The 24448-nt window shown below is 71.7% G+C and carries 25 protein-coding genes; 10 read left to right on the plus strand and 15 right to left on the minus strand.

Features of this window, described 5'->3' with window-relative positions:
* Window position 1 precedes the first annotated feature (1 nt).
* Entirely contained in the window at window positions 2-502 is a 501-nt protein-coding gene (locus tag G472_RS0115140; RefSeq protein WP_029009076.1) for a YciE/YciF ferroxidase family protein, read from the plus strand.
* 24 nt (window positions 503-526) lie between these two features.
* Window positions 527-976: a hypothetical protein gene (locus G472_RS33395; RefSeq protein ID WP_035692506.1), complete on the plus strand. Its 450-nt coding sequence runs from the start codon at window positions 527-529 to the stop codon at window positions 974-976.
* Window positions 977-1099: 123 nt separating this feature from the next.
* Here G472_RS33395 and G472_RS33400 read toward each other — a convergent pair whose 3' ends face one another.
* The 6 genes from G472_RS33400 to G472_RS0115175 all read right to left on the minus strand — a co-directional run bounded on the left by G472_RS33400 (window position 1100) and on the right by G472_RS0115175 (window position 5026).
* The gene (locus G472_RS33400; protein ID WP_084536663.1) at window positions 1100-1924 is read right to left on the minus strand and encodes an SGNH/GDSL hydrolase family protein; all 825 of its coding nucleotides are present in this window, start codon (window positions 1922-1924) and stop codon (window positions 1100-1102) included.
* Window position 1925: 1 nt separating this feature from the next.
* Window positions 1926-2429: a hypothetical protein gene (locus tag G472_RS33405; protein WP_051340852.1), complete on the minus strand. Its 504-nt coding sequence runs from the start codon at window positions 2427-2429 to the stop codon at window positions 1926-1928.
* A gap of 11 nt (window positions 2430-2440) precedes the next feature.
* The gene (locus tag G472_RS33410) at window positions 2441-3046 is read right to left on the minus strand and encodes a DUF4142 domain-containing protein (RefSeq protein ID WP_051340853.1); all 606 of its coding nucleotides are present in this window, start codon (window positions 3044-3046) and stop codon (window positions 2441-2443) included.
* Between the two features lie 77 nt (window positions 3047-3123).
* Window positions 3124-3450 carry an antibiotic biosynthesis monooxygenase family protein gene (locus G472_RS0115165; RefSeq protein WP_029009077.1) on the minus strand — a complete coding sequence of 109 codons (327 nt, stop codon included), beginning with the start codon at window positions 3448-3450 and terminating at the stop codon, window positions 3124-3126.
* Window positions 3447-4379, minus strand: a complete 933-nt coding sequence (locus G472_RS0115170) for a DMT family transporter (protein WP_051340854.1) — start codon at window positions 4377-4379, stop codon at window positions 3447-3449. Before G472_RS0115170 ends, G472_RS0115165 begins: the two co-directional genes overlap by 4 nt.
* A 158-nt stretch (window positions 4380-4537) precedes the next feature.
* The gene (locus tag G472_RS0115175) at window positions 4538-5026 is read right to left on the minus strand and encodes a MarR family winged helix-turn-helix transcriptional regulator (protein ID WP_425387987.1); all 489 of its coding nucleotides are present in this window, start codon (window positions 5024-5026) and stop codon (window positions 4538-4540) included.
* Window positions 5027-5156: 130 nt separating this feature from the next.
* On the opposite strand from G472_RS0115175, the gene G472_RS0115180 reads away from it, so the two are divergent.
* Complete coding sequence (locus tag G472_RS0115180; protein ID WP_029009080.1) at window positions 5157-6119, plus strand: alpha/beta fold hydrolase; 963 nt, start codon at window positions 5157-5159, stop codon at window positions 6117-6119.
* A gap of 63 nt (window positions 6120-6182) precedes the next feature.
* Here the strand turns inward: G472_RS0115180 and G472_RS0115185 are convergent, their stop codons facing one another.
* The 7 genes from G472_RS0115185 to chvE form a co-directional block, all read right to left on the minus strand.
* Window positions 6183-7127, minus strand: coding sequence for a Gfo/Idh/MocA family protein (locus tag G472_RS0115185; protein WP_029009081.1), 945 nt, complete (start codon window positions 7125-7127; stop codon window positions 6183-6185).
* A gap of 11 nt (window positions 7128-7138) precedes the next feature.
* Window positions 7139-8881: an L-arabinonate dehydratase gene (gene araD / locus G472_RS0115190; protein WP_029009082.1), complete on the minus strand. Its 1743-nt coding sequence runs from the start codon at window positions 8879-8881 to the stop codon at window positions 7139-7141.
* Between the two features lie 12 nt (window positions 8882-8893).
* Window positions 8894-10327, minus strand: a complete 1434-nt coding sequence (locus G472_RS0115195) for an aldehyde dehydrogenase family protein (RefSeq protein WP_029009083.1) — start codon at window positions 10325-10327, stop codon at window positions 8894-8896.
* An 85-nt stretch (window positions 10328-10412) separates the two neighbouring features.
* On the minus strand, window positions 10413-11411 hold the full coding sequence (gene araD1, locus G472_RS0115200; RefSeq protein ID WP_029009084.1) for an AraD1 family protein: 999 nt from the start codon (window positions 11409-11411) through the stop codon (window positions 10413-10415).
* 12 nt (window positions 11412-11423) lie between these two features.
* Window positions 11424-12626, minus strand: a complete 1203-nt coding sequence (mmsB, locus tag G472_RS0115205) for a multiple monosaccharide ABC transporter permease (RefSeq protein ID WP_029009085.1) — start codon at window positions 12624-12626, stop codon at window positions 11424-11426.
* A gap of 4 nt (window positions 12627-12630) precedes the next feature.
* On the minus strand, window positions 12631-14223 hold the full coding sequence (gene mmsA, locus G472_RS0115210; protein ID WP_425387988.1) for a multiple monosaccharide ABC transporter ATP-binding protein: 1593 nt from the start codon (window positions 14221-14223) through the stop codon (window positions 12631-12633).
* A gap of 46 nt (window positions 14224-14269) precedes the next feature.
* Window positions 14270-15337, minus strand: coding sequence for a multiple monosaccharide ABC transporter substrate-binding protein (chvE, locus tag G472_RS0115215; protein WP_029009087.1), 1068 nt, complete (start codon window positions 15335-15337; stop codon window positions 14270-14272).
* Window positions 15338-15485: 148 nt separating this feature from the next.
* Here chvE and G472_RS33415 point away from each other — a divergent pair, with 148 nt between their 5' ends.
* A complete protein-coding gene (locus G472_RS33415) occupies window positions 15486-16463 on the plus strand; it encodes a LysR family transcriptional regulator (RefSeq protein ID WP_051340855.1) in 978 nt (325 codons plus the stop codon).
* 18 nt (window positions 16464-16481) lie between these two features.
* Here the strand turns inward: G472_RS33415 and G472_RS0115225 are convergent, their stop codons facing one another.
* A complete protein-coding gene (locus G472_RS0115225) occupies window positions 16482-16832 on the minus strand; it encodes an HVO_A0114 family putative DNA-binding protein (RefSeq protein ID WP_029009088.1) in 351 nt (116 codons plus the stop codon).
* 409 nt (window positions 16833-17241) lie between these two features.
* Between G472_RS0115225 and ytfQ the strand changes: the two genes are divergently transcribed.
* The 6 genes from ytfQ to G472_RS33425 all read left to right on the plus strand — a co-directional run bounded on the left by ytfQ (window position 17242) and on the right by G472_RS33425 (window position 23509).
* Window positions 17242-18204: a galactofuranose ABC transporter, galactofuranose-binding protein YtfQ gene (ytfQ, locus tag G472_RS0115230; protein ID WP_156927131.1), complete on the plus strand. Its 963-nt coding sequence runs from the start codon at window positions 17242-17244 to the stop codon at window positions 18202-18204.
* 62 nt (window positions 18205-18266) lie between these two features.
* Window positions 18267-19796 carry a sugar ABC transporter ATP-binding protein gene (locus G472_RS0115235; protein WP_029009090.1) on the plus strand — a complete coding sequence of 510 codons (1530 nt, stop codon included), beginning with the start codon at window positions 18267-18269 and terminating at the stop codon, window positions 19794-19796.
* Complete coding sequence (locus G472_RS0115240; RefSeq protein ID WP_029009091.1) at window positions 19793-20806, plus strand: ABC transporter permease; 1014 nt, start codon at window positions 19793-19795, stop codon at window positions 20804-20806. The genes G472_RS0115235 and G472_RS0115240 overlap by 4 nt, the downstream gene beginning before the upstream one ends.
* Before the next feature lie 3 nt (window positions 20807-20809).
* Entirely contained in the window at window positions 20810-21847 is a 1038-nt protein-coding gene (yjfF, locus tag G472_RS0115245; RefSeq protein ID WP_169732815.1) for a galactofuranose ABC transporter, permease protein YjfF, read from the plus strand.
* A gap of 1 nt (window position 21848) precedes the next feature.
* Window positions 21849-22622, plus strand: coding sequence for a FadR/GntR family transcriptional regulator (locus tag G472_RS33420; protein WP_051340856.1), 774 nt, complete (start codon window positions 21849-21851; stop codon window positions 22620-22622).
* A complete protein-coding gene (locus G472_RS33425) occupies window positions 22619-23509 on the plus strand; it encodes an SMP-30/gluconolactonase/LRE family protein (RefSeq protein WP_035692511.1) in 891 nt (296 codons plus the stop codon). The genes G472_RS33420 and G472_RS33425 overlap by 4 nt, the downstream gene beginning before the upstream one ends.
* Before the next feature lie 135 nt (window positions 23510-23644).
* Here the strand turns inward: G472_RS33425 and G472_RS33430 are convergent.
* On the minus strand, window positions 23645-24448 hold an 804-nt coding region (locus G472_RS33430), incomplete at its 5' end, for a calcium-binding protein (RefSeq protein ID WP_211100198.1).

Below are 24448 nucleotides of genomic sequence, written 5' to 3' on the forward strand. Positions count from 1 at the left end.
GATGGCCGGCAAGAAGTCCATGCGCGACCTGCTGATCGAGGAACTGCGCGACGTCTACAACGCCGAGAAGCAGCTCACCCGTGCGCTGCCGAAGATGGCGCGCGCCGCCCATTCCGAGGATCTCAAGACCGCCTTCAAGGAGCATCTGGAAGAGACCCAGGGCCAGATCGAGCGTCTGGAACAGGTCTTCGAGAAGCTCGACGTCCGCGCCCGCGGCAAGCTCTGCCACGCCATGGAGGGCCTGGTGGAAGAGGCGAAGGACATGATGGAGGAGGGGCTGGAGCCCGACGTGCTCGACGCGGCGCTGATCGCCGCGGCCCAGAAGGTGGAGCATTACGAGATCGCCAGCTACGGCACGCTGCAGGCCTATGCGCAGGCTCTGGGCGAGAAGGAGGTGGCGAAGCTCCTGGAAGAGACGCTGAAGGAGGAGAAGGCGACCGACGAGCGCCTGAACAAGCTCGCCTGCGGCGACATCAACAAGAAAGCGGTCAAGGCGGCCTGACGGCGCCCGACCCGGAGACATCCCATGACCAAGACCCTATTGCTGGCCGGCGCCGCCCTGGCGCTGGCCCTGTCGGCGCCCCCGGCGTCGGCGCAGAGTCAGGGCCAGCTCGAAGCGCAGCAGGCGCCGGTGGAGCGGGCGACGCCCCTGGACACCCATGGCACCGGCCGCGCCTACAGCCCGGCGGAGAAGGGGGTGGGCGAGCAGCACGGCGGCCCGCCCGGCGACGCCCTGGCCCGCCCGGCCGTGCCGGACGAGGAGGCGGCGATGCCCCCGGCCGACGGCCGGGCCGAATTCGGTGACACCACCGCCACCAGCGCCCTGCCGGAAGAGGAGCTGATGGGCCACACCGACGGCCGAGCCGCGGCCGAAGACGGGTCCGGGCGCATCGACCCCGGTGGCCGCACGCCGATCCGCCGCGCGGGCGAGGACGTGGAGCGGAGTTGGGAAGATGCCGAGGAGCAGCAACAGTAACGCCACGGCCGGCTCCTTTGATACGCGGTCAGGAATATCCTGACCGCTGCGTTCAAACGCCACGCAGGCTTCGACGCTATCGGGCCGCGGCCGCCGTCGCGGCCGATACCGGGGGCGGGTGGATCACCCGCCCCCGATGCGCGTGCGCAGCCCGGCCAGCGCCGCTTCGCCCAGGCGGGCGTGAGCGGTGGCAGTGGGGTGCACATGGTCCCAGAACAGGTGGCCGTTGCAGCCGCCCGCGCCGCCGCAGGGCGTGGTCACGTCGGTGAAGCCGAAGGCGGCGGGATCGGCGGTCACCCGTTCCGCCATCGTCCACACGTCCAGACGGTGAAGGCGCAGGCCCGCGGGTGCCGCGTCCTGCAAGGCGCGGTCGACGGCGGCGTTGAAGCGGCGGCTCAGGGTGCGGGCCTCGGCGACCGCTCCGGGGCCGCGGGCGCGCACCTGCGGCGTGATGCCCACGTCCGGCAGGTTGGGGACCAGCACGTCGGTGGCACCGCGGCGGGCCAGGTCGGCGACGATGCCCGCCAGCACCGCGGCCGCCTCGTCCACCCGCCGCTCCGCCGCCGGTGCGCCCAGTGCGGCGAGAACGTCGTTGCCCCCGCCATAGACCACATGCAGCGTGCGTCCCGCCGCCCGCGGCGCCGGCCGGGCGAGGTACATGTCCGCCTGGGCGCGCAGCCCGAACGGGCCGGCCTGCGGGTCCAGCCGGGCGCCCCCCACCGCGAAGTTGGCGCCGCCGTCGCGGGCCGGGTGCAGCTCCAGGCCCAGATCGGCGGCCAGCCGCTCGGCCCACACCGGTCCGTTGGTGAAGCGGCCGGCGTTGCCGGTGTCGGACAGGCTGTCGCCGAAGACCACCAGGCGGTCGAACGCCTTCGGTGCCGCGGCCGCACCGCCGGCGGACGCGGTCACGGCGAGGAGGCCGGCGGCGAGAAGAGGAAGCAGGCGCATGTCATGGGACTCCCCGGTGTACGGATTCCCGCCGTTGGGTGGTGCGATGGCCGGCGGCGAGACGGGCGGCGACGATGCCGGTGACGGCACCCCACACCACGTGCGCCGCCAGCATCAGGGTGTTGCGGGCCGGCGGGTGGCGGGTGGCGGGGGTGAGAATGCCGGCAGCGGGCAGCCAGCCGAGATAGCTGGCCGCCCACACCGCCAGTCCGTAGCCGATGCCGCTGGCCATCGGCGGGCCGCCGATCCGTTGCGCCACCGCGGGATAGAGCGCGCCGGTGGCGGCACCGTAGGCGTAGTGGGCCGCCAGGGCCAGGTCCCGGCGGCCCCGCTCCCCCGCCGCCGCCGGCAGCCCGGTGGGGCCGAAGGTGCGATCGGTGATCAGCCGCGGCGGCAGCGGGTACCGGTCGTGCTCCGGCAGGGCGCGGAACATCAGGCGCATGGCCGCGGTCATGGCGACCGTGGCGGTGATGCCGGCGACGGCGCCGGCGGCGGTGCGGTTCATGGCGCAGCCGGTCAGCGCATCAGGCCGGCGGTCGGCGCCGCCATGGCGCGGATCTGCCGCTCGTGGTCGCGCAGGGCCGGCAACCAGCGGGCCGCGAACGCGCGGACGTCGGGATCGCCGACCCCGCGCGCCTGCGCGTCGTAGAGGGCGATGGCCACGGCGTGTTCGGCAAGCTGCTGTTGCAGGTACTGCCGGTCGAACTCGGCCCCTTCCAGCGTGCCCAGGGCCGCCGCCGTGGCCTGGCGGCCCATGTCGGGGGCGGTGGGGGGCGACATGCCCTTGGCCTGCGCCAGGGCCATCAGTTCCCGGTTCACCATGTCATGCTCGCTGACCATGCGCCGGCCGAGGTCGCGCACGGTCGGGCTGGCGGCGCGCTCCGCGGCGAGCTGCCCGGTCGCCACTTCCGCCAACCCGCCGTAGGCGGCCTGGGTCAGGAACGACTGGTCGGTGACGGTCAAGGTCGTGGCCGCCGACGCGCCGGAGGCATCGCCCGCGGCGGCCGAGGCGCCGAAGCTTTCCGTCGGCAGCGCGAGGTCGGACACGTCGGAATTCGCCGCGCAGGCGGTCAGGGCGAACACGGCCGCCGTCGCCAGAACGGCACGGTGAAATGATGACATCGTCCTCTCCGGAAGGGGAATGAACCTTGGTGCGTAACAGACAGGAGAGGATTCCGTTGCCGTTGCCGCCCGCCGCTTCAGCCCGGCGGCGCCTGTTCGCGGTCGTCCGGGCCGTAGTCGCGCACCACGGCGGCCACGCGCAGGCGGTAATCGGCGAAGACGCCGCCGCGGCCCTGCGCCTGCGCGGCGCGGTGGCCGGCGTGGGTGCGCCAGGCGGTCACCGCCGCTTCGTCGCGCCAGAACGACAGGGACAGGATCTTGTCCGGGTCGCTCAGGCTGCGGAAGCGCTCGATGGAGAGGAACCCGTCGATGGTCTCCAGCTCCGGCCGCAGGCGGGCGGCCAGGTCGAGATAGCGGTCGCTTTGCCCCTCGGCGGGGCGGACTTCGAAGATGACGGCGATCATGGGCGGTCTCCGGTTCGGGGTGCGGGTGCGGTCATGGCGGCGACGCCGCCGACGATCAGGACAAGGCCGAGCCAGGCGGTGGGGGCGGGTGCTTCGCCCAGCGCCAGGACGCCGATGGCGACGCCGACGGGAACGCGCAGGTAGGCCTGCGCCGTCGCCCCCACCGGCCCCAGCGTGCGGAACAGGCGGAAGTAGATCACGAAGGCCAGCGCGGTGGACAGCAGCGCCAGCGCCGCCAGCGCCACCAGCGAGGTGGCGGAGGGGTCCAGCGTCCACGGCCGGTCGAGGACCAGCCCGAGGGGGACCAGCAGCGCCGCCCCGCACAGCAGCGACCCCGCCGCCGGCACCATGGAATCCATCCCCCGGAACCGGGCGCCGTAGACCGCGGCGGCGCCGTAGGCGACGGTGGCGGCGACCACCGCCAGTTCCGCCCACAGGTCGCCGCCGGCACTCTCCAGCGCCCGCGGGCCGATGACCAGCACGATCCCGGCCAGCCCCGCCGCCACCCCGAACAGCTTGCGCGGGCCGGTGTCGCCCCGACCCGGCAGGGCCAGCGCGATGAGGAAGGCGAAGACCGGCGTGGTGGCGTTGAGGATCGCCGCCAGCGAGGCGTCCACCCGCAGCTCCGCCCAGGCGATCAGGGTGAAGGGCAGGGCGCTGTTCAGAACCGCCTGCACCGCGAACGCCCGCCAGGTGGCGCCGTCGGATGGCAGCGCCACCCCGCGCAGCCGCAGCAGCGCCAGCAGCGCCAGCCCGGCGATCAGCGTGCGCGCCGCGATCAGCGTCACCGGCGGGATGGTCGCCACCCCCAGCTTGATGAAGGTGTAGGAGGCGCCCCACAGCGTGGCGAGCAGGGCGAGCAGCGCCAGCTCGCGGGCAATGGCGGGAGACGGGGCGGGGGACGGGGCGGGCAGGGCGGATGCGGTCATCGGCGGCGGTCCGTGGCGGATGGCGTGCGCCGACCCTGTCACGCCGCCCCCTGCCCGTCACCCGCGAACGCTACGGCCGCGGCCGCACTGTCGCCGCGGGCGCCTGTCGCCAATTCCGGGTCCGTCTCAGGGACTCCGGACCGGCGCACGCAGCCCGGTCACCGGCCGCGGCGCAGCAGGGAGTCGCGCAGAGCCGTGATCTCGGCGCGCAGCCGTTCAAGGTCTCCCGCCTGCATGCCCGACGCGTCGAGGATGCAGCGGGGGATCGCCAGCGCCGGTTCATGCAGGGCACGCCCCTGATCGGTCAGGGACACCCGGACCTGCCGTTCATCGGCGGGATCCCGGGTCCGCCGGACGTGCCCCAGAGCCTCCAGCCGCTTGAGCAGCGGCGTCAGTGTGCTCGATTCCAGAAGCAGCTTTTCGCCCAGGCTCCCGACCGTCCGGCCGTCCTCTTCCCACAGCAGGACCATCACGAGGTACTGGGGGTAGGTCAGGCCGATCCGGTCCAGCAGCGGCTTGTAGACGCGGTTGAACGCGTGGCCGGCGGAATAGATGGCGAAGCACAGGAACTCGCCCAATTTCAGGATGTCGTCGCCCGGCGTCAGGGGGGTGTCGTCCTGCGGGGGCGGGGTGGCGGGGTTCGGCACGATGCAGCTCCTTCACGCGATCGTGATCATATAGGTCGCGCGCGATCAAATCGCAAACGCTTGACATCGGATCGCGCCGGTGTTTTATATAGCGCACGACCAAATCGCACACGATCATACAGAGCAGACCATGAGCACCACCGCACGCACGCCATCGCGTCGCAGCGTCATCGCCGCCGGCTCCGGCCTGGCCGCCCTGTCCGTGATGGCACCCGTCGCCGGCCGGCCGGCCGCGGCATCTCCCCGCACCCCGAATGGAGGAAAGACCATGAACACCATCACCACCCGCGACGGCGTCGAGATCTATTTCAAGGACTGGGGGTCGGGTCCGCCCGTCATCCTCAGCCATGGCTGGCCGCTGAACGCCGACAGCTGGGAGTCGCAGGCGTTCCACCTCGCGTCCAACGGCTTCCGGGTCGTCACTCATGACCGCCGCGGCCACGGCCGCTCCGGCCAGCCGTGGGACGGCAACGACATGGACCACTACGCCGACGACCTGGCGCAGGTGATCGAGGCGCTGGACCTGCGGGACGTCTCGCTGTTCGGCTTTTCCACCGGTGGCGGCGAGGTCGCCCGGTACGTCGGCCGCCACGGCACCGGCCGTGTCGCCAAGCTGGGCCTGATCGCCGCGGTGCCGCCGCAGATGGTGCAAAGCGCCACCAACCCCGGCGGCCTGCCCGTCAGCGTGTTCGACGGCCTGCGCGCCGCCAGCCTCGCCGACCGTTCCAAGCTCTACCGCGACATCGCGTCGGGGCCGTTCTTCGGCTTCAACCGGCCGGGCGCCACCGTCTCGCAGGGGATGATCGACGCCTTCTGGCTGCAGGGCATGCAGGCCGGCCACAAGAACGCCTACGACTGCATCAAGGCGTTCTCGGAGACCGACTTCACGGAGGATCTGAAGAAGTTCGACCGGCCGACCCTGATCGTCCATGGCGACGACGACCAGATCGTGCCCATCGACGCCGCCGGCCGCGCCGCGGCGCGGCTGATCCCGCACGCGACGCTGAAGGTCTATCCCGGCGCGCCGCACGGCCTGGCGGACACCCACAAGGACCAACTCAACGCCGACCTGCTGGCCTTCCTGACGGCGTGACCGGCGTTCCGTCGCGGTCATGGGCCCGCCACCCCGCGCGGCACGCGCCGCGCGGGTCCTGCATCACGGGGCGGGCGTGTCGACGAAGGGGGCGACGGTGGTCCGCCGGCCGATCATGAAGGCATCGGCCACCAGGCGCAGCGGTGCGAGGTCCACGTCCGAGCGGCCCCCGGCCAGCAGCGCGGCGAAGCGGGCGTAGATGCCGGCGTACTCGGCGTCGGGCTCGTCCAGCAGCACCGCGCCGTCCACCTCCAGGCGCCGCCCGCCGTCGCGGAGCAGCATCACCCCGGCGTCGGTTTCGGCGCGGATGTCCCAGATCTGCGTCCCCTCCCGCCGCCAGTCGAAGTCGGCGGTGATGTCGGCGCCGGTCTCGCTCGCGAAAGCCAGCCGCGCCGCGATCGGCGTCTCGCGATTCTCCGGCACCTCCAGCACGGCGGATTCGAGGCGGAGCGGGAAGGGCGCGATGGCCGTCAGGATCGACAGGGCGTTGATGCCGGGGTCGAACACGCCCAGCCCGCCGGCCTGCCAGATCCATTCCTGCCCCGGATGCCAGCGCCGCACGTCCTCCTTCCAGGTGACGGCGACGCGCCGTACCGTGCGCCCGGCCAGCCACGCCGCGGCGCGCGGCACCGCCGGGGCGAAGCGGGAATGCCAGGTGGCGAACAGGGTCACGCCGGCCGTGGCGGCGCGGTGCGTCAGGTCCTCCACCTCCGACAGGGTGGCGCCCGGCGGCTTCTCCAGCAGCACGTGGCGGCCGGCGGCGATGGCGCGGGCCGCCAGGGCGTGGCGCACCTGCGGCGGCGTGCACAGGGCCACCGCCGTCACGTCCGGCCGCGCCACCAGCATCGCGTCCAGGTCGGTGTAGGCGGGCACGCCGTCGAAGAAGCCGTGGCGGCTGACCGTCGCCGCCAGCGTGAAGGCGGGATTGCCGGCGATGCTCGGGCGGTGCTGGTCGCGGGCGATCTTGCCCACGCCGACGATCGCGATCCTGTGGGGCTCGGAGGGCATGGCAGGGTCCGTCAGTGGGAGTCGCGGCCGACGGCGCGGCCGCGGCAGCCTTTCAGGAAGTCGAAGTCGGCGCCCGTGTCGGCGCCTTCCACATGGCTGTGGAAGAGGCGGGCGTAGCCGCCGCCGGCCGGCGCGGCGGGCGGCCGCCAGTCCTCCAGCCGGCGGGCGATCTCGGCGTCCGGCACATCCAGGTGCAGGCGCCGCGCCGGCACGTCCAGCTCGATCATGTCGCCGCTGCGCACGATGGCCAGCGGGCCGCCGACCGCCGCCTCCGGGGCCGTGTGCAGCACCACGGTGCCGTAGGCGGTGCCGGACATGCGCGCGTCGGAGATGCGGACCATGTCCTTGACGCCCCGGCGCAGCACCTTGGGCGGCAGGCCCATGTTGCCGACCTCCGCCATGCCGGGATAGCCTTTGGGGCCGCAGTTCTTCAGCACCATGACGCAGGTCTCGTCGATGTCGAGGTCGGGATCGTTGATGCGCGCCTTGTAATCGTCGATGTCCTCGAACACCACGGCGCGGCCGCGGTGGCGCATCAACTCCGGCGTGGCGGCGGAGGGCTTGATCACCGCGCCGTTGGGGGCGAGGTTGCCGCGCAGCACGGCGATGCCGCCCTGCGGCGTCAGCGGCCGGTGCAGGGGGCGGATCACCTCCTCGTTCCGGTTCTGCGCGCCGGCCACCTCCTGCGCCATGGTGCCGCCCGACACGGTCAGCGCGTCGCCGTCCAGCAGCCCGGCGTCCAGCAGGGCCTTCAGCACCACCGGCAGGCCGCCGGCGTAGAAGAACTCCTCCATCAGGAAGCGGCCCGACGGCATCAGGTCGACGATGGTGGGGACGTCGCGGCCCAGCCGGTCCCAGTCGTCCAGCGTCAGCTCCACCCCGACGCGGCCGGCGATGGCCAGCAGGTGGACCACCGCGTTGGTCGAGCCGCCGACCGCGCCGTTGGTGCGGATCGCGTTGGCGAAGGCGGCCGGCGTCAGCACGTCCGACGGCTTCAGGTCGTCCTTCACCATGTCGACGATGCGCCGCCCGGCCAACTGGGCCAGCACCCGGCGGCGGCTGTCCACCGCGGGGATGGCGGCGTTGCCCGACAGGGCCATCCCCAGCGCCTCGGCCATCGACGCCATGCTCGACGCCGTGCCCATGGTGTTGCAGCTTCCGGGGGAGCGGGACATGGACTGCTCCGCCTCCAGGAAGTCGGCGGTGGTCAACTCGCCGGACTTCACCATCTCGCTCATCTGCCACAGCGCGGTGCCGGAGCCGACGTCGGTGTTGCGCCACTTGCCGTTCAGCATCGGCCCGCCGCTGACGACGATGGCCGGCAGGTCGACGCTGCACGCCCCCATCAGCAGCGCCGGCGTGGTCTTGTCGCATCCCACCATCAGGACGACGCCGTCGACGGGGTTGGCGCGCAGCGCCTCCTCCACATCCATGGCGCAGAGGTTGCGGTACATCATCGCCGTGGGGCGCAGCGAGCTTTCGCCGGGCGAGAACACCGGGAACTCCAGGGGCAGCCCGCCCGCCTCCCAGACGCCGCGCTTCACCCGCTCCGCCAGGTCGCGGAGGTGGGCGTTGCAGGGGGTCAGCTCTGACCAGGTGTTGCAGATGCCGATGACCGGCCGGCCGTCGAACAGGTCGGCGGGCAGCCCCTGGTTCTTCATCCAGGAGCGGTGATAGATGTTGTCCCGGCTGGTGCCGCCGAACCATTCGGCCGAGCGCAGCCGGCGCGGCCAGTCCGCCTTCCTGAACGTCATGATGCCGTTTCCTTACGCAGCGAGATACGCCGTCTTCACGGTGGTGAAGAACTCTGCGGCGTAGCGGCCCTGTTCGCGCGGGCCGTAGCTGGACCCCTTGCAGCCGCCGAAGGGGACGTGGAAGTCGACGCCGGCGGTGGGCAGGTTGACCATCACCATCCCCGCCCGGGCGTTGCGCCGGAAATGGGTGGCGTGCTTCAGGGCGGTGGTGCAGATGCCCGCCGACAGGCCGAAGGGGGTGTCGTTGGCCACGGCCAGCGCCTCGTCGTAGTCGCGCACCCGGATCACCGCGGCGACGGGGCCGAAGATCTCCTCCCGGCAGATGCGCATGGTGTTGCTGCATTCGGTGAACAGCGCCGGTTGCAGGTAGAAGCCGGGGGTGGCGCGGTCCAGCCGCTCGCCGCCGAAGGCCAGGTGCGCCCCCTCCTGCCGGCCCAGATCGATGTAGGACAGGTCGCCGGCAAGCTGGCGCTCGTCCACCACCGGGCCGATGTGCGTGCCCTCCTTCAGGGCGTGATCGACGGTGAGGCCGCGCAGCCGCTCCACCACCGCCGCCACGAAGGCGTCGTGGATGCCCGCGGTGACGATCAGGCGCGACGACGCGGTGCAGCGCTGGCCGGTGGAATAGAAGGCGCCGTTGACCGCGCACTCCACCGCCGTCTCCAGGTCGGCGTCGTCCAGCACCACCAGCGGGTTCTTGCCGCCCATCTCCAGTTGCATCTTGCGCATGTGCTGCGCGCAGGCCGCCGCCGCCCGCCGGCCGGTGGGGACCGACCCGGTGAAGGTCAGCGCGTCCACGTCCGGGCTGTCCAGCAGCACCTGGCCGACCTCGGCCCCCGTGCCCATCACCAGGTTGAGGACGCCGTCGGGCAGGCCGGCGCGGTGCAGGATGTCGACCAGGGCCCAGGCGGAGCCCGGCACCAGCTCCGCCGGCTTGAACACCACCGTGTTGCCGTAGCACAGGGCCGGCGCCAGCTTCCAGGCGGGGATGGCGATGGGGAAGTTCCACGGGGTGATGACGCCGACGACGCCCACCGGCTCGCGCGTCACCGCCACCTCGACGCCGGGCCGCACCGAGGGCACCAGATCGCCGGTCAGGCGCAGCGCCTCGCCGGCGAAGAACTCCATGATCTGGGACGCGCGCAGCGCCTCGCCGATGCCTTCGGCGCGGGTCTTGCCCTCCTCGCGGGCCAGCAGGGTTCCCAGCTCGTCCTTGCGCGCGGCGATCTCGGCCGCCGCGGTCTTGAGGATGGTGTGGCGCTGCATCGGCCCCGAGCGCGACCAGGCGGGAAACGCCGCCCGTGCCGCGGCGCAGGCGGCGCGGGCGTCGTCCGCCGTGGCGCGGGCGTACAGGCCGACCACGTCCGTAGTGTCGGACGGGTTGATGTTCGGCCGTCCGTCCTCGCCCGCCGGGGCGCCGCCGATCAGATTGCGATGGATGGTCAACGGGATGCTCTCCTTCCAATGCGTCGTCGCGTCGGGCTCCCGCCCGATCCTCCCCCGCCGGGGGCGGGGGAGGGCCACGATCGTTCTACAGCACCCTGACCGCCACCGCCCTGCCGTCCGGTGCCGGCTCGCCGACCAGGGGGTTGCGCAGGGGCAGGCCGAAGGCGGCCACCTCGATCTCGAAGACGTCGCCGGGCTCGGCGCGCATCCCGTCGGCAAACGAGATGGTGGCGGTGCCGAACATGTGGACGTGGACGTCGCCGGGCTGCCGGAACAGCGCGTACTTGAAGTGATGGTGCTCCAGGTTGGCGATGGTGTGGGACATGTTGGCCTCGCCCGACAGGAAGGGCTTTTCCCACACGGTGCGGCCGCCGCGGCGGATGCGCGAGGTGCCGCGCAGGTCGGCGGGCAGCGGGCCCACCAGGATCTCCGGCCCGAAAGAGCAGGGGCGCAGCTTGGAGTGGGCAAGGTACAGGTAGTTCCGCCGCTCCAGCACATGGTCGGAGAACTCGTTGGCCAGCGCGAAGCCGATGCGCGCCGGCGTGCCGTCATCGGCCACCACGTAGACGCCGGCGATCTCCGGCTCCTCGCCGCCGTCCTCGGCGAAGCCCGGCGACACCAGCGGCGCGCCGGGGGCCGCGACGGCGAAGCCGTTGCCCTTGTAGAACCATTCGGGCTGGACGCCGATCCGGCCGGGGGCGGGCTTGCCGCCGTCCAGCCCCATGCGGAACATGCGCATGGAGTCGGAGATCGTCTCTTCCGCGTCCGCCGCCGCCTGGTGCATGGCGTCGCGCGCCGCCGCCGACCCCAGGTGGGTCAGGCCGGTGCCGGTCAGGTGCAGGTGGGCGGGGTCGGGGTGGGTGACGGGGGGGAGCATGCGCTCCTCCTCGCCGGCGCGGGCGAGGTCCACCGCCTCGTCGAAGCCGCAGGCACCGATGCGGTCGGCCAGGGTGGTTCCGGCCCGCACGGCCTCCAGGGCCAGGGTGTAGACGCTGTCGGCGCCGCGGACGAGGTAGGCTTCGTGGCCGTCGCGGGCCACCACGCGGGTGCGGCCGTCGCGGTCGCGGATCTGCGAAACGAACATGGCGTGCGCCTTTCAGTCGCGGGACTTGTTGGTGACGTCGAAGATGACGGCGGCGAGCAGCACCAGACCCTTGATGAGCTGCTGCCAGTCGATGCCGATGCCGAGGATGGACATGCCGTTGTTGGTCACGCCCATGATGAAGGCGCCGACCACGGCCCCCATGATGGTGCCGACCCCGCCGCTCATGGATGCCCCGCCGATGAAGACGGCGGCGATCACGTCCAGCTCGAAGCCGAGGCCGGCCTTGGGCGTGGCGGTGTTCAGGCGGGCGGCGAACACCAGCCCGGCCAGCGCGGCCAGGAAGCCCATGTTGACGAAGGTGAGGAAGGTCAGCCGCTCCGTCGGGATGCCGGACAGGCGCGCCGCCTTCTCGTTGCCGCCGATGGCGTAGATGCGCCGGCCGATGGTGGTCCGCCCGGTGACGAAGCTGTAGACGGCGATCAGCAGCGCCATGACGATCAGCACGTTGGGCAGGCCGCGGTACTCCGCCATCAGCCAGGCGAGATAGACGATCGCCGCGGCGATCAGCCCGTGCTTGAGCGCGAAGACCGCGACCGGCTCGTCGGCGGTGCCGTGCCGGCGGTCGCGGGCGCGGCCGCGCAGGGCCATCACCACCATCGCCGCCGCCAGCCCCGCCCCGACCAGCAGGCACAGGAGGTTGAACCCCTCCACGCCGGGAATGTCGGGCACGAAGCCGGAGCTGAGCAGCCGGAACCCCTCGGGGAACGGCCCCAGCGACTGGCCCTGCAGCAGGGCCAGCGACAGGCCCTTGAACACCAGCATGCCCGCCAGGGTGACGATGAAGGAGGGAATGCGGAAATAGGCGATCCAGTACCCCTGGGCGGCGCCGATCAGGCAGCCCGTCAGCAGGCAGATGGCGCCGGCGATGATGAAGTGGACGCCGAACTGCACCATCAGCACCGCTGCCAGAGCGCCGATGAACCCCATGACCGACCCGACGGACAGGTCGATGTGGCCGGACACCACCACCAGCAGCATGCCCAGCGCCATGATGATGATGTAGCTGTTCTGCAGGACCAGGTTGGTCAGGTTGATCGGCCGCAGCAGGATGCCGTCGGTGACCACCTGGAAGAACGCCATGATCGCGACCAGCGCGATCAGGATGCTGTATTCGCGCAGGTGCCCGTGGATGAACCCGAGGTACGCGGCGGCCCGCGGGCGAGCGGGGATCCGGCTGTCCTGAACCGAGGTCATGGGGTCACCCGTTCCTTGCGATAATCATGTGCATGATCTTTTCCTGCGTCGCCTCGGCCGCCGGCAGCGCGCCGACGAAGCGGCCTTCGTTCATCACGTAGATGCGGTCGCACATGCCCAGCAGTTCCGGCATCTCCGACGAGATCATCAGGATGCCGGTGCCGGCGGCGGCGAGGTCGTTGATGATCCGGTAAATCTCGTACTTGGCGCCGACGTCGATGCCGCGGGTGGGTTCGTCCAGCACCAGCACCCGGGGGTCGGCGAAGAGGGCGCGCGACAGCACCACCTTCTGCTGGTTGCCGCCGGAGAGGGTGCCGGTCTTCTGCTCCACCGACGGGCTCTTGATGGCCATGCGCCGGCGGAAGCCGTCGGCGACCGCCAGCTCCCGGTGATCGTCCACCACCAGGAAGCGGGCGATGCCCTCCAGGTTGGACAGCGGGATGTTGCGGCGGATGGACTCGTCCGGCAGCAGGCCGCAGTGCTTGCGGTCCTCGGTGACGTAGCACAGGCCGGCGTCGATGGCGGCGCGCGGGGTGGCGGCGTCCACCGGCCGGCCGCCGATGCGCATGGTGCCGGCGGTCCACCGGCCGTAGCTGCGCCCGAACAGGCTCATCGCCAGCTCGGTGCGGCCGGCGCCCATCAGCCCGGCGATCCCCACCACCTCGCCGCGGCGCACCGTGAGGTCGACGCCGTCGACCACCGAGCGGTCGGGCTGGGTGGGATGGCGCACGGTCCAGCCGCGCACCTCCAGCACCGGCTCGCCCACCGTCGCGCTGCGCGGGGGGAAGCGGTCGGTCAGCGGCCGGCCGACCATGTCGCGGACGATCTCGTCCTCGGCGATGGTGCGGTCGCGGCAGTCCAGCGTGCGCACGCACGCCCCGTCGCGCAGCACGGTGATGCGGTCGGCGACCCGCGCCACCTCGTTCAGCTTGTGGGAGATCAGGATCGAGGCGATGCCGCGCGCCTTGAGCTGCAGCAGCAGCTCCAGCAGCGCCTCGCTGTCGGTCTCGTTGAGGCTCGACGTCGGTTCGTCGAGGATCAGCAGCCGCACCTCCTTGGCCAGCGCCTTGGCGATCTCGACAAGCTGCTGCTTGCCCATGCCGAGGCGCCCGCACAGGGTGCGCGGCGATTCCGCCAGGCCGACGCGGGCCAGCAGGTCGCGGGTGCGGGCGTGCGTCTCGCGCCAGTCGATGACGCCGGCCGTCGCCCGCTCGTTGCCGAGGAAGATGTTTTCGGCGATGGACAGCAGCGGGATCAGCGCCAGTTCCTGATGGATGATGATGATCCCCAGCCGCTCCGAATCGCGGATCGACCGGATGGTGCGCTCGGCGCCGTCGAAGACGATGGTCCCCTCGTAGGACCCGTGGGGATAGACGCCGCTGAGGATCTTCATCAGCGTCGATTTGCCGGCGCCGTTCTCGCCGACCACGGCGTGGATCTCGCCGGGGTCGATGCGGATGGTGACGCCGGCGAGCGCGGTCACGCCGGGAAACGTCTTGGTGATCCCGCGCATCTCAAGCAGGGGGGGCATGGTCCGGGCTCCGGGGGGTTGGGTGGGAGTGGTTGCGCCGGGGCTCCCGCCCGACCCACCCCCCATCGTCGACGGGGAGAGGGTCGGGCGGGGCCCGATGCGACTCCCGAACTCACGGCCGGATCTGTTCCACCGTGTAATAGCCGCTGCCGACCAGCACCTTCTCCCAGTTGGAGGCGTCGACCGGGATCGGCTTCAACAGATAGGAGGGCACGACCTTGACGCCGTTGTCGTAGGTCGTGGTGTCGTTGACCTCCGGCGTGCCGCCCTTCAGCAGGGCGTCGACCATGCCGACGGTGACCCTGGCGAGTTCGCGCGTGTCCTTGAAGACGGTGGAGTGCTGCTCGCCCGCGAGGATGGATTTCACCGACGGCAGCTCGGCGTCCTGGCCGGTGATGATGGGCATCGCCAGGTTGCCGGAGCCGTAGCCGACGCCCTTGACCGATGACAGGATGCCGATGGACAGGCCGTCGTAGGGCGACAGCACCCCGTGCAGCCGGCGGCCGCCGCCGTAGTGGGCGCTCAGCAGATTGTCCATGCGCGCCTGGGCGACCGAGCCGTCCCAGCGCAGCGTGCCCACCTTGTCCATGCCCGCCTGGCCCGAGGGGATCACCACCTCGCCCGCGTCGATGAGCGGCTGGAGCACCGACATGGCGCCGTTGTAGAAGAAATAGGCGTTGTTGTCGTCGGGCGAGCCGCCGAAGAGTTCCACGTTGTAGGGGCCGGGGCCGCGCCCGCGCAGGCCCTGCACCAGCGATTCCGCCTGCTGCACGCCGACCTGGAAATTGTCGAAGGTGGCGTAGTAGTCGACGTTGGCGCTGCCGCGGATCAGCCGGTCGTAGGCGATGACCTTGATGCCGCTGTCGGCCGCGGTTTGCAGCGCCTGCGACAGGGTGGTGCCGTCGATGGCGGCGATGACCAGCACGTTGACGCCCTTGACGATCATGTTCTCGATCTGGGCGAGCTGGTTGGGGATGTCGTCCTCGGCGTATTGCAGGTCGGTGGTGTAGCCGGCGTCCCGGAAATACCGCACCATGTTCCCGCCGTCGGCGATCCAGCGGGCCGAGGACTTGGTGGGCATGGCGATTCCCACATAGCCCTTGTCCGCCGCACCGGCCGTGCCGGCCAGCAGGACGGAGGTCATGGCCAGAGCGGCCAGGACGGTCTTGGCGATCTTCACGTGCTCCTCCCTGTCGGATGGGGACGCCGTTCGGCCGGCGGTCCGTTCATTCCGACGGGCAGGATCGATCCTTGCCTTATGCGGGTCAAATCAGTAGATCTGACGATCCCATATCTGAATTGTTATAACAGTAAGCGATGAGGCCGCCGTGGACGACGCCGCCGACAGCCGTTTCCTGCGCCGCGGCCTGAAGATCAGCCATCTGCGCCTGCTCCGCGCGCTGGCCCGCACCGGCCAGATGAGCGCCGCCGCCGACGCGCTGGGCGTGTCGCAGCCGGCGGCGTCGCGGCTGGCGGCGGAAGCCGAGCGGATCGCCGGGGCCAAGCTGTACGAGCGGACCAGCCGCGGCATCGTGCTGACCGTGTGCGGCGAGGCGCTGGCCCGGCGCGTCCACCACATCCTGGACGCGATCGGCCAGGCGGAGCGCGAGCTGGCGGAGATCGCCGCCGGCGCCGGCGGCACGGTCAACGTGGGCGCGGTGACCGGGCCGGCGGTGGAGCACATGCTGCCGGCCATCCGCGCCGCGCGCGTCGCCCATCCCGCCATCGCCGTGAACATGGAGGTGGCGACCAGCGACGTGCTGGCCGGCAAGCTGCTGGACGGCAGCCTCGACTTCGCCCTGGCGCGCCGCCCGCGCCACCTCAGCCCCGCCCTGTTCCGCGAGCGCGTGCTGGCGCCCGAGCCGGTGCGCCTGATCGTCCGCTCCGGCCACCCGCTGCTGCGCCGGCCCGTGCTGAGGCTGGCCGACACGGTCGACTACGACTGGGTTCTGCCGCTGGAGGGGACGCTGCTGCGCACCACGCTGGAGGCGGAGCTGGTGGCCCGCGGCATCCCGCTGCCGGGGAAGGTGCTCAACACCTCGTCGATCCTGCTGACGCTGGTGATGGTCAACCAGACCAACGCGGTGGCCCCGATGGCCGCCCCGGTGGCCGCCTTCTTCTCCGCCTTCGGCGCCCCGGCCGCCCCGGTTTGCATCCTGCCGCTGGAGGAACGCCCGGAGGTGGAGCCCTACGCCCTGCTGCTCGCCGCCGGCCGAACCCTCACCCCGGCCGCCCGCACCCTGTACGACCTGGTGTCACGGCCGCTGGACGCGCGGGAGGCGGGGTCGGGGAGTGCCGCCGGGTGACGCGTGCGCACCGGTGGCCTAAAGGGCAATGGCCGTCCTGATCTCGTCATAGTCGGCGCGCACGCCGTCGGCGGTTCGTTCGATGAGGCCGGCGGCGGCCAGCACGTCCACGTCCTCCCGCACCCGTTTGTAGTCGCGGCCGAGGGCGCGTGCGAGGTCGGCGACGGTGGCTGCGGGATGCCGGTGGACGTGGCGCAGCAACTCCACCCGCTTGGGCGACAGCACTGCTGCCAGCCCTGCCCAGCTCTCGAACGTGACATGGGTTTCCGACTCGACGTCCTCGCCGCGCTCCGCGCGCTCCCGGGCGTCGATGAACCGCTGAGCCGCCTTGCCGACATCCTCGCCCGCATGCAGTGTGAGCTTGCTCATAAGGACCCTCGCATTACCGTCACATCGGCCGGAAAGTCGGCCAGAAGCTTGCGCGCCGAGACATAGACCTAGGGCGATTCCTCGCCCCGGATGTGGCGGTGATCGCCCTTGCCCCGCTCGTTATCGTACCCGACCGGGCGCACGCCGTCGTAGCGGTATTACAGGCTGTGCCTCAGCCTGTAACGGCTTCCCGGGCGTCAAGCGCCCCATAGGGCGTCCGATGCCCCGTCCCACCCGCTCCGGACGTCGAACCGCGAATTATTTTCATCACAGACTGTTCGCGTACTTGCGTTTCGAAAAGTCATACAATATGCTTTTTCCACCCCGGCAGACAAAAGCCGCCCGCGAGGCGGGCGTGGCGCCGCGCATGGCGCGCCCGGGGTGAACCCAACCCAAGGGAGGACACCGGATGGTCCCGATGAAGCGCCTGGCGCCGCTCGCGGTTGCGTGCGCCTGCATGGTCACGGCCGCTCACGCCGCCGACATGACGGTCGGATTCTCGCAGATCGGCTCGGAATCGGGCTGGCGGGCGGCGGAGACGTCGGTCACCAGGAGCGAAGCCGCAAAGCGCGGCATCACCCTGAAGTTCGCCGACGCCCAGCAGAAGCAGGAGAACCAGATCAAGGCGATCCGCTCCTTCGTCGCGCAGGGCGTGGACGCCATCCTGCTCGCCCCCGTCGTCGCCACCGGCTGGGAGAGCGTGCTGAAGGAGGCCAGGGAGGCGGAGATCCCCGTCGTCCTGCTCGACCGCACCATCGACGCGGACAAGAGCCTCTACCTGACCGCCGTCACCTCCGACACGGTGCACGAGGGGCGCGTCGCCGGGGAGTGGCTGGCCGGGACCGTCGGCGACAAGCCCTGCCGCGTCGTGGAGCTGCAGGGGACCGTCGGCTCCAGCCCGGCGATCAACCGCAAGAAGGGCTTCGACGAGATCGTCGCCAAGCACGACAACATCACCGTGGTGCGCAGCCAGACCGGCGATTTCACCCGCACCAAGGGCAAGGAGGTGATGGAGAGCTTCCTCAAGGCCGAGGACGGCGGCCGGTCCATCTGCGCCCTCTACGCCCACAACGACGACATGGCGGTGGGCGCCATCCAGGCGATCAAGGAGGCGGGGCTGAAACCGGGCAGCGACATCCTGGTCGTCTCCATCGACGCGGTGCCCGACATCTTCATGGCCATGGCCAACGGCGAAGCCAACGCGACGGTGGAGCTGACCCCCAACATGGCCGGCCCGGCCTTCGAAGCCCTGGTCGCCTTCAAGGAGACCGGCAAGGAGCCGCCGAAGTGGATCCAGACGGAATCCCGCCTCTACACCCGGGACGACGATCCCCGGCGCGTGTACGAGGAGAAGAAGGGCATGGGGTACTGAGCCGAAATCCTCCCTCCCCCGGCTGCGCCCGGGGGAGGGCCCTTCGTTTGCACGGAGCCGCCATGGCCCATCCTTCCCCCCTCCTGGAGGCCCGGGGACTCGGCAAGAGTTTCCTCGGCCAGACGGCGCTGGACGGCGTCGACTTCACCCTGCGCGCCGGCGAGGTGCACGCGCTGCTCGGCGAGAACGGGGCCGGCAAGTCGACGCTGGTCAAGGTGCTGACCGGCGTCCACCGGCGCGACGCCGGCACCATCCTGATGGACGGCGCGGAGGTGGCGCCCCACGACACCGCCGGGGCGCAGGCGCTTGGCATCGGCACCGTCTACCAGGAGGTCAACCTCCTGCCCAACCTGTCGGTGGCCGAGAACATCTTCCTCGGCCGCCAGCCCCGCCGCTTCGGTCTGGTCGACCGCCGCGCCATGGAGCGCAACACGCGCACCCTGCTGGCCGGCTACGGCCTCGCCATCGACGTGGCGGCGCCGCTCGGGCGGTTCTCGGTGGCGGTGCAGCAGATCGTCGCCATCGCCCGCGCCGTCGACCTGTCCGGCCGGGTGCTGATCCTGGACGAGCCGACGGCCAGCCTCGACCGGCAGGAGGTGGAGACCCTGTTCGCCGTGGTGCGCCGGCTGAAGGCGCGCGGGCTCGGCATCATCTTCATCACCCATTTCCTCGATCAGGTCTTCGCCCTGGCCGACCGCGTGACCGTGCTGCGCAACGGCCGGCGCATCGACACGGTGGCGGTGGCCGACACCGACCCCATGGCGATCGTGCAGATGATGCTGGGCCGCGACCTGGAGGAGGTGGAGAGCGGCCCCGGCCGGCCGGCGGCCGCGGCCGGGGCGGCGCCGGCCATCGCCTTCGAGGGGTACGGCCGCCGCCGGTCGGTGGAGCCCTTCGACCTCGCCATCCGCCCCGGCGAGGTGATCGGCATCGCCGGTCTGCTGGGGTCCGGGCGCACGGAGACGGCGCGCCTGCTGTTCGGTCTCGACGCCGCCGACAGCGGCACCGTGCGGATCGACGGCCGGAGCGTGCGCATCGCCTCGCCGCGGCACGCGGTGGCGCTGGGCTTCGGCTATTGCCCGGAGGATCGCAAGACCGACGGCATCGTCGGCGACCTGTCGGTGCGCGAGAACATCGTGCTGGCCCTCCAGGCGCGCCGCGGCTGGCTGCGGCCCCTGTCGCGGGCCGAGCAGGCGGAGCTGGCCGACCGCTTCGTCGCGGCGCTGGACATCCGCACCACCGACATCGAGAAGCCGGTGAAGCTGCTGTCCGGCGGCAACCAGCAGAAGGCCGTGCTGGCCCGCTGGCTGGCCACGGAGCCGCGCTTCCTGATCCTCGACGAACCGACCCGCGGCATCGACGTGGGCGCCCACGCCGAGATCATCCGGCTGATCAACCGGCTGTGCGACGGCGGCATGTCGCTGGTGGTGATCTCGTCGGAGTTCGACGAACTCGTCGTCTGTTCCAGCCGCATCGTCGTCCTGCGCGATCGCCGCCACGTCGGCGAGCTGGCGGGCGGCGCCCTGACCGCCACGGCCATCATGCGCACCATCGCAGCCGGCGGCGCCGACGACCGAACGGAGGCCGCATGATGCCCGGCACCGCCACCCGCGCCCTGGCCGGCGCGCTGCCCCGGTTCTCCGTCCTGGCCCTGATCCTGCTGGCGAGCTGGCTGGCCTTTCCCGGCTATTTCGACGTCACCGTCAACGACGGCCGCCTCTACGGCAGCCTGATCGACGTTCTCAACCGCGGCGCGCCGGTGGCGATCCTCGCCATCGGCATGACGCTGGTCATCGCCACCGGCGGCGTCGACCTGTCGGTCGGCGCGGTCATGGCGGTGTCGGGTGCGGTGGCGGCGACGCTGATCGCCGACGGTCAGCCCCTGGCCGTGGCGCTGGCCGCGGCGCTGGGGGCCGGCGTGCTGTGCGGGCTGTGGAACGGCATCCTCGTGGCCGTGCTCGACATCCAGCCCATCGTCGCCACGCTGATCCTCATGGTGACCGGGCGCGGCATCGCCCAGCTCGTCACCGAGGGCGCCATCGTCACCTTCGTCGACGAATCCCTCATCTTCATCGGCTCGGGCGCCGTCGCGGGCATGCCGATGCCGGTGGTGATCGCCGCGGTGCTGGCGGCGGCGGCGGTGCTGCTGGTGCGCCGGACGGCGCTCGGCATGTTCATCGAGGCGATCGGCGTCAACCGGCGGGCCAGCGTCCAGGCCGGCCTCAACGTCCGCGTCGTGCTGATCGCCGTCTACGTCGCGTCGGGGTTCTGCGCCGCCCTCGCCGGGGTCATCGTCGCCGCCGACATCCGCGGCGCCGACGCCAACAACGCCGGCCTGTGGCTGGAGCTGGACGCCATCCTGGCGGTGGTGCTGGGGGGTGCGTCGCTGCTCGGCGGCCGCTTCTCGATCCTGATGTCCATCGTCGGCGCCCTCATCATCCAGGCCATGAACACCGGCATCCTCATCTCGGGCTTCCCGCCGGAGTTCAACCTGATCCTCAAGGCGGCGATCGTCGTCGTCATCCTGGTCCTGCAATCGCCGCAGGCCGGGCGGATCGCCGCCGCGATCGCCGCCCGGACGGGCATCACGCGGAGGCGCTGAGCCATGACCACCCGCATCCCCGACGCCGGCATGCTCAACGCCCGCCCGTTCAACGTGCGCCTGTTCAACGCCGGTACCTTGCCCCTGGTGGCCACGCTGGCGATCTTCGCCCTGGCCTACGCCGTGTGCGTGGTTCAGTTCCCCGCCATGCTGTCCACGCGCGTGGCGGCCAACCTGCTGACCGACAACGCGTTCCTCGGCATCGTCGCGGTCGGCATGACGTTCGTCATCCTGTCCGGCGGCATCGACCTGTCGGTCGGCTCGGTCATCGCCTTCACCGGCGTGCTGCTGGCGGTGCTGATCGGCCGCGCCGGCGTCCACCCGCTGGTCGCCTTCGCGCTCGCCCTGGCGGTCGCCACCGCGGGCGGGGCGGTCATGGGGGCGATGATCCACCATCTGGAGATGCCGCCCTTCATCGTCACGCTGGCCGGCATGTTCCTGGCGCGCGGCATGGCCTTCGTCCTCACCACCGACTCGCTGCCCGTGGAGCATGCCTTCTACGCCACCCTGCAGCAGCTCTACTGGCGGCTTCCCGGCGGCGGCCGTCTGACCCTGATCGCCGGCGTCATGGTCGCCGTCACCGTCGCCGGCATCATCCTGGCCCACCGCACGCGCTTCGGCGCCAACGTCTACGCGCTGGGCGGCAACCGCACCTCGGCGGCCCTGATGGGCGTGCCGGTCGGCGCCACCACGATCGCGGTCTACGCCCTGTCGGGCTTTACGGCGGGGCTCGCCGGCATCGTCTTCTCGCTCTACACCTCGGCCGGCTATCCGCTGGCGGCGGTGGGGGTGGAACTGGACGCCATCGCCGCGGTGGTGATCGGCGGCACGCTGCTGACCGGCGGGGCCGGCTTCGTCGCCGGCACCTTCGTGGGTGTTTTGATGCAGGGATTGATCCAGACCTATATCGTGTTCGACGGAACCCTGTCGAGCTGGTGGACCAAGATCGTGATCGGCGCCCTGCTCTTCGGCTTCATCGTCCAGCAGCGGGCCCTGGTCTGGCTGTCGGCCCGCAGACCGAGCGCCGGGAGCGCGACCTGACATGGACGACCATTCCATCGCCATCGCCACGCTCGGCCGCCCGGCGGCGCGCACCCATCACGCCCATGTGGTCCGCGAACTGGGCCAGCAGATCATCGGCGGGCATTTCCCGGTGGGCAGCGTGCTGCCCAGCGACGCCGTGCTGCTCGCCCGCTTCGGCGTGTCGCGCACGGTGCTGCGCGAGGCCATGAAGACGCTGGCCGCCAAGGGCCTGATCCAGGCCAGGGCGCGCATCGGCACGCGGGTGCTGGAGCGGTCGCGGTGGAACCTGTTCGATCCCGACACGCTGGCCTGGCACATCGAGAGCGGCGTCGACCGGCCGTTCCTCGACAGCCTGGCCGAGGTCCGCCTGGCGCTGGAGCCGGAAGCCGCCGCCCTGGCGGCCCGCCGACGCTCCGCCGCCGACGTGGCCGACCTCTACCGCATGGCCGACCGCATGGCCGCCCCGTCCAACACCGCAGCCGCCTTCGCCCACCACGACCTGGAGTTCCACCTCGTGGTGGCGCGGGCGTCGGGCAACCCCTTCATGCGCTCCATCAGCGCGCTGATCGAGGCGGCGCTGGCGGCGGCCCTGCGGATCTCCTCGCCCGCCGACGATCCCGCCAAGATGGCCGCCTCCGCCGCGGAGCACCGCAGCATCGCCGCCGCCATCGAGGCGGGGGACGAGGACGGTGCGCGCGCCGTCATGCGCCGCGTCATCCGCCGCGGCGCCGACCGCGTCGCCGACGCGCTGGGGACCGGCTCTCCGGACATCAAGCCGGGAGGACCGTCATGAGGCTGGTCGCCGACTGCGCCTGCGAACTGGGCGAGGGCGCGCTGTGGCACCCCGAGCGCGGGGAACTGCTGTTCGTCGACATCCTCGGGCACGCGCTCTACGCCATGGCCGGCGACGGCAGCGCCCTGCGCCGGTGGAGCCTTGACGGCCCGGTCTCGGCCCTCGGCCGGATCGACCGCAGCCGGGTGATCGCCGCCGGGGCCGATGGTTTCCTGGAGATCGACCTGGACACCGGCGCCGTCCTGCCCCGCCACCCGCTGGAGGCGCAGGACGCCCGCACCCGGTCCAACGACGGCCGCGTCGACCGGCACGGCGCCTTCTGGGTCGGCACCATGGGGCGGCGGGCCGAACCCGGCCTGGGCACGCTGTACCGCTACGACGGGCAGGCGGTGACGCCCGTGCGCTCCGGGCTGACGATCCCCAACGCCTGCTGCTTCTCCGCCGACGGCGGCACCGGCTATTTCGCGGACACCGCGGCCGGGGTGATCCGGCGCTGGCCGTTGGACCCCGCCAGCGGCCTGCCGGCCGGCCCGGCGGAGGTCTTCGTCGACCTCTCGGGCCGCGCCGAGTCCCCCGACGGCGCCATCGTCGACGCCGAGGACCATGTCTGGTGCGCGCTGTGGGGCGGCGGGCGGGTCGTGCGCTACCGTCCCGACGGCAGCGAGGAGCGATCGATCCCGCTGCCGGTGTCGCAGCCGAGCTGCCCGGCGCTGGGCGGCCCGGACCTGCGCACCCTCTACGTCACCACGGCCCGCGAAGGGTTCGACGACGCGCGCCGCCGTGCCGAACCCCACGCCGGTGGCGTCTTCGCCGTGGAGGTGGACGTCCCGGGCCTGCCGGAGCCGCCCTTCCGCGGCGCTGCGCGCGCCGCCCCCGGCCGGCCATGAAGGAGGGTGCCGGCCGTATCATACGGTCGGCAATTGATCACTTCCATCAATTGCCGACCGTAAAGCCCGGCAGATCAATGCGTTAGCTTTGATCGAGAGGGTGATACCGGCGGCATCCTTCAGATGCCGCCGGTATCACCCCCCGGGACCGACCAGCACGATGTCGGATGCGGAGAGCGACCGTACGTTGAGGGTTGCGATGGCCACGGCGGCGCCGGCGCCGTTGCCGTCGGCGTCGAAGGACAGCTCGCCCGTGCGGGTGTTGAAGACGAAGGTGGGCAGGGTCCCGGCCGGAGCGTCCAGGGCGAAGTGGCCGGACGGCAGGGTGCCCGTCAGGGTCAGCCCGAAGCCGGGGCTGTAGATGGCGATGCGGTCGCTTCCCGACTCGAAGTCGGTGATCACGTCGCCGCCGTCGGCGGGCCCGTTGAAGCGGAAGGTGTCGGCCCCCTGGCCGCCGGTCAGGGTGTCCGCCCCCTGGCCGCCCACCAGCACGTCGTCGCCCAGGCCGCCGTAGAGCACGTCGCCGCCCTGCCCGCCGAACAGGGTGTCCGCCCCCTGCCCGCCGAACAGCGTGTCGGCATCCCGGTTGCCGTACAGCACGTCGTCGCCCAGGTTGCCGTACAGCACGTCCGCCCCGTGGTTGCCGTGCAGCACGTCGCGGTCCTGGCCGCCGAACAGCGTGTCCTGATCCTGCCCGCCGAACAGGGTGTCGTCCCCCCGGTTGCCGTAGAGCACGTCGTCCTGCCGATTGCCGTACAGGATGTCGTTGCCGATGCCGCCGGTCACCGTGTCGTCGCCGTCGTCGCCGTACAGCACGTCGTCACCGCCCTCGGAGCCGATGACGTCGTTGCCGCCGCCGCCGCGCAGGGTGTCGTCGTCGGCGCCCAGCACGATGGTCTGGGCGCTGCCGTCGCCCACCACCACCTGCGATCCCGCACC

The sequence above is a fragment of the Azospirillum halopraeferens DSM 3675 genome (assembly GCF_000429625.1).
Classification (GTDB): domain Bacteria; phylum Pseudomonadota; class Alphaproteobacteria; order Azospirillales; family Azospirillaceae; genus Azospirillum; species Azospirillum halopraeferens.

Bases quoted from the DNA above. Each gene is read 5' to 3' on its own strand.
- G472_RS0115140 (WP_029009076.1), top strand. From the start codon at position 2: ATGGCCGGCAAGAAGTCCATGCGCGACCTGCTGATCGAGGAACTGCGC.
- G472_RS33395 (WP_035692506.1), top strand. From the start codon at position 527: ATGACCAAGACCCTATTGCTGGCCGGCGCCGCCCTGGCGCTGGCCCTG.
- G472_RS33400 (WP_084536663.1), bottom strand. From the start codon at position 1,924: ATGCGCCTGCTTCCTCTTCTCGCCGCCGGCCTCCTCGCCGTGACCGCG.
- G472_RS33405 (WP_051340852.1), bottom strand. From the start codon at position 2,429: ATGAACCGCACCGCCGCCGGCGCCGTCGCCGGCATCACCGCCACGGTC.
- G472_RS33410 (WP_051340853.1), bottom strand. From the start codon at position 3,046: ATGTCATCATTTCACCGTGCCGTTCTGGCGACGGCGGCCGTGTTCGCC.
- G472_RS0115165 (WP_029009077.1), bottom strand. From the start codon at position 3,450: ATGATCGCCGTCATCTTCGAAGTCCGCCCCGCCGAGGGGCAAAGCGAC.
- G472_RS0115170 (WP_051340854.1), bottom strand. From the start codon at position 4,379: ATGACCGCATCCGCCCTGCCCGCCCCGTCCCCCGCCCCGTCTCCCGCC.
- G472_RS0115180 (WP_029009080.1), top strand. From the start codon at position 5,157: ATGAGCACCACCGCACGCACGCCATCGCGTCGCAGCGTCATCGCCGCC.
- G472_RS0115185 (WP_029009081.1), bottom strand. From the start codon at position 7,127: ATGCCCTCCGAGCCCCACAGGATCGCGATCGTCGGCGTGGGCAAGATC.
- araD (WP_029009082.1), bottom strand. From the start codon at position 8,881: ATGACGTTCAGGAAGGCGGACTGGCCGCGCCGGCTGCGCTCGGCCGAA.
- araD1 (WP_029009084.1), bottom strand. From the start codon at position 11,411: ATGTTCGTTTCGCAGATCCGCGACCGCGACGGCCGCACCCGCGTGGTG.
- mmsB (WP_029009085.1), bottom strand. From the start codon at position 12,626: ATGACCTCGGTTCAGGACAGCCGGATCCCCGCTCGCCCGCGGGCCGCC.
- mmsA (WP_425387988.1), bottom strand. From the start codon at position 14,223: ATGGGGGGTGGGTCGGGCGGGAGCCCCGGCGCAACCACTCCCACCCAA.
- G472_RS0115225 (WP_029009088.1), bottom strand. From the start codon at position 16,832: ATGAGCAAGCTCACACTGCATGCGGGCGAGGATGTCGGCAAGGCGGCT.
- ytfQ (WP_156927131.1), top strand. From the start codon at position 17,242: ATGGTCCCGATGAAGCGCCTGGCGCCGCTCGCGGTTGCGTGCGCCTGC.
- G472_RS0115235 (WP_029009090.1), top strand. From the start codon at position 18,267: ATGGCCCATCCTTCCCCCCTCCTGGAGGCCCGGGGACTCGGCAAGAGT.
- G472_RS0115240 (WP_029009091.1), top strand. From the start codon at position 19,793: ATGATGCCCGGCACCGCCACCCGCGCCCTGGCCGGCGCGCTGCCCCGG.
- yjfF (WP_169732815.1), top strand. From the start codon at position 20,810: ATGACCACCCGCATCCCCGACGCCGGCATGCTCAACGCCCGCCCGTTC.
- G472_RS33420 (WP_051340856.1), top strand. From the start codon at position 21,849: ATGGACGACCATTCCATCGCCATCGCCACGCTCGGCCGCCCGGCGGCG.
- G472_RS33425 (WP_035692511.1), top strand. From the start codon at position 22,619: ATGAGGCTGGTCGCCGACTGCGCCTGCGAACTGGGCGAGGGCGCGCTG.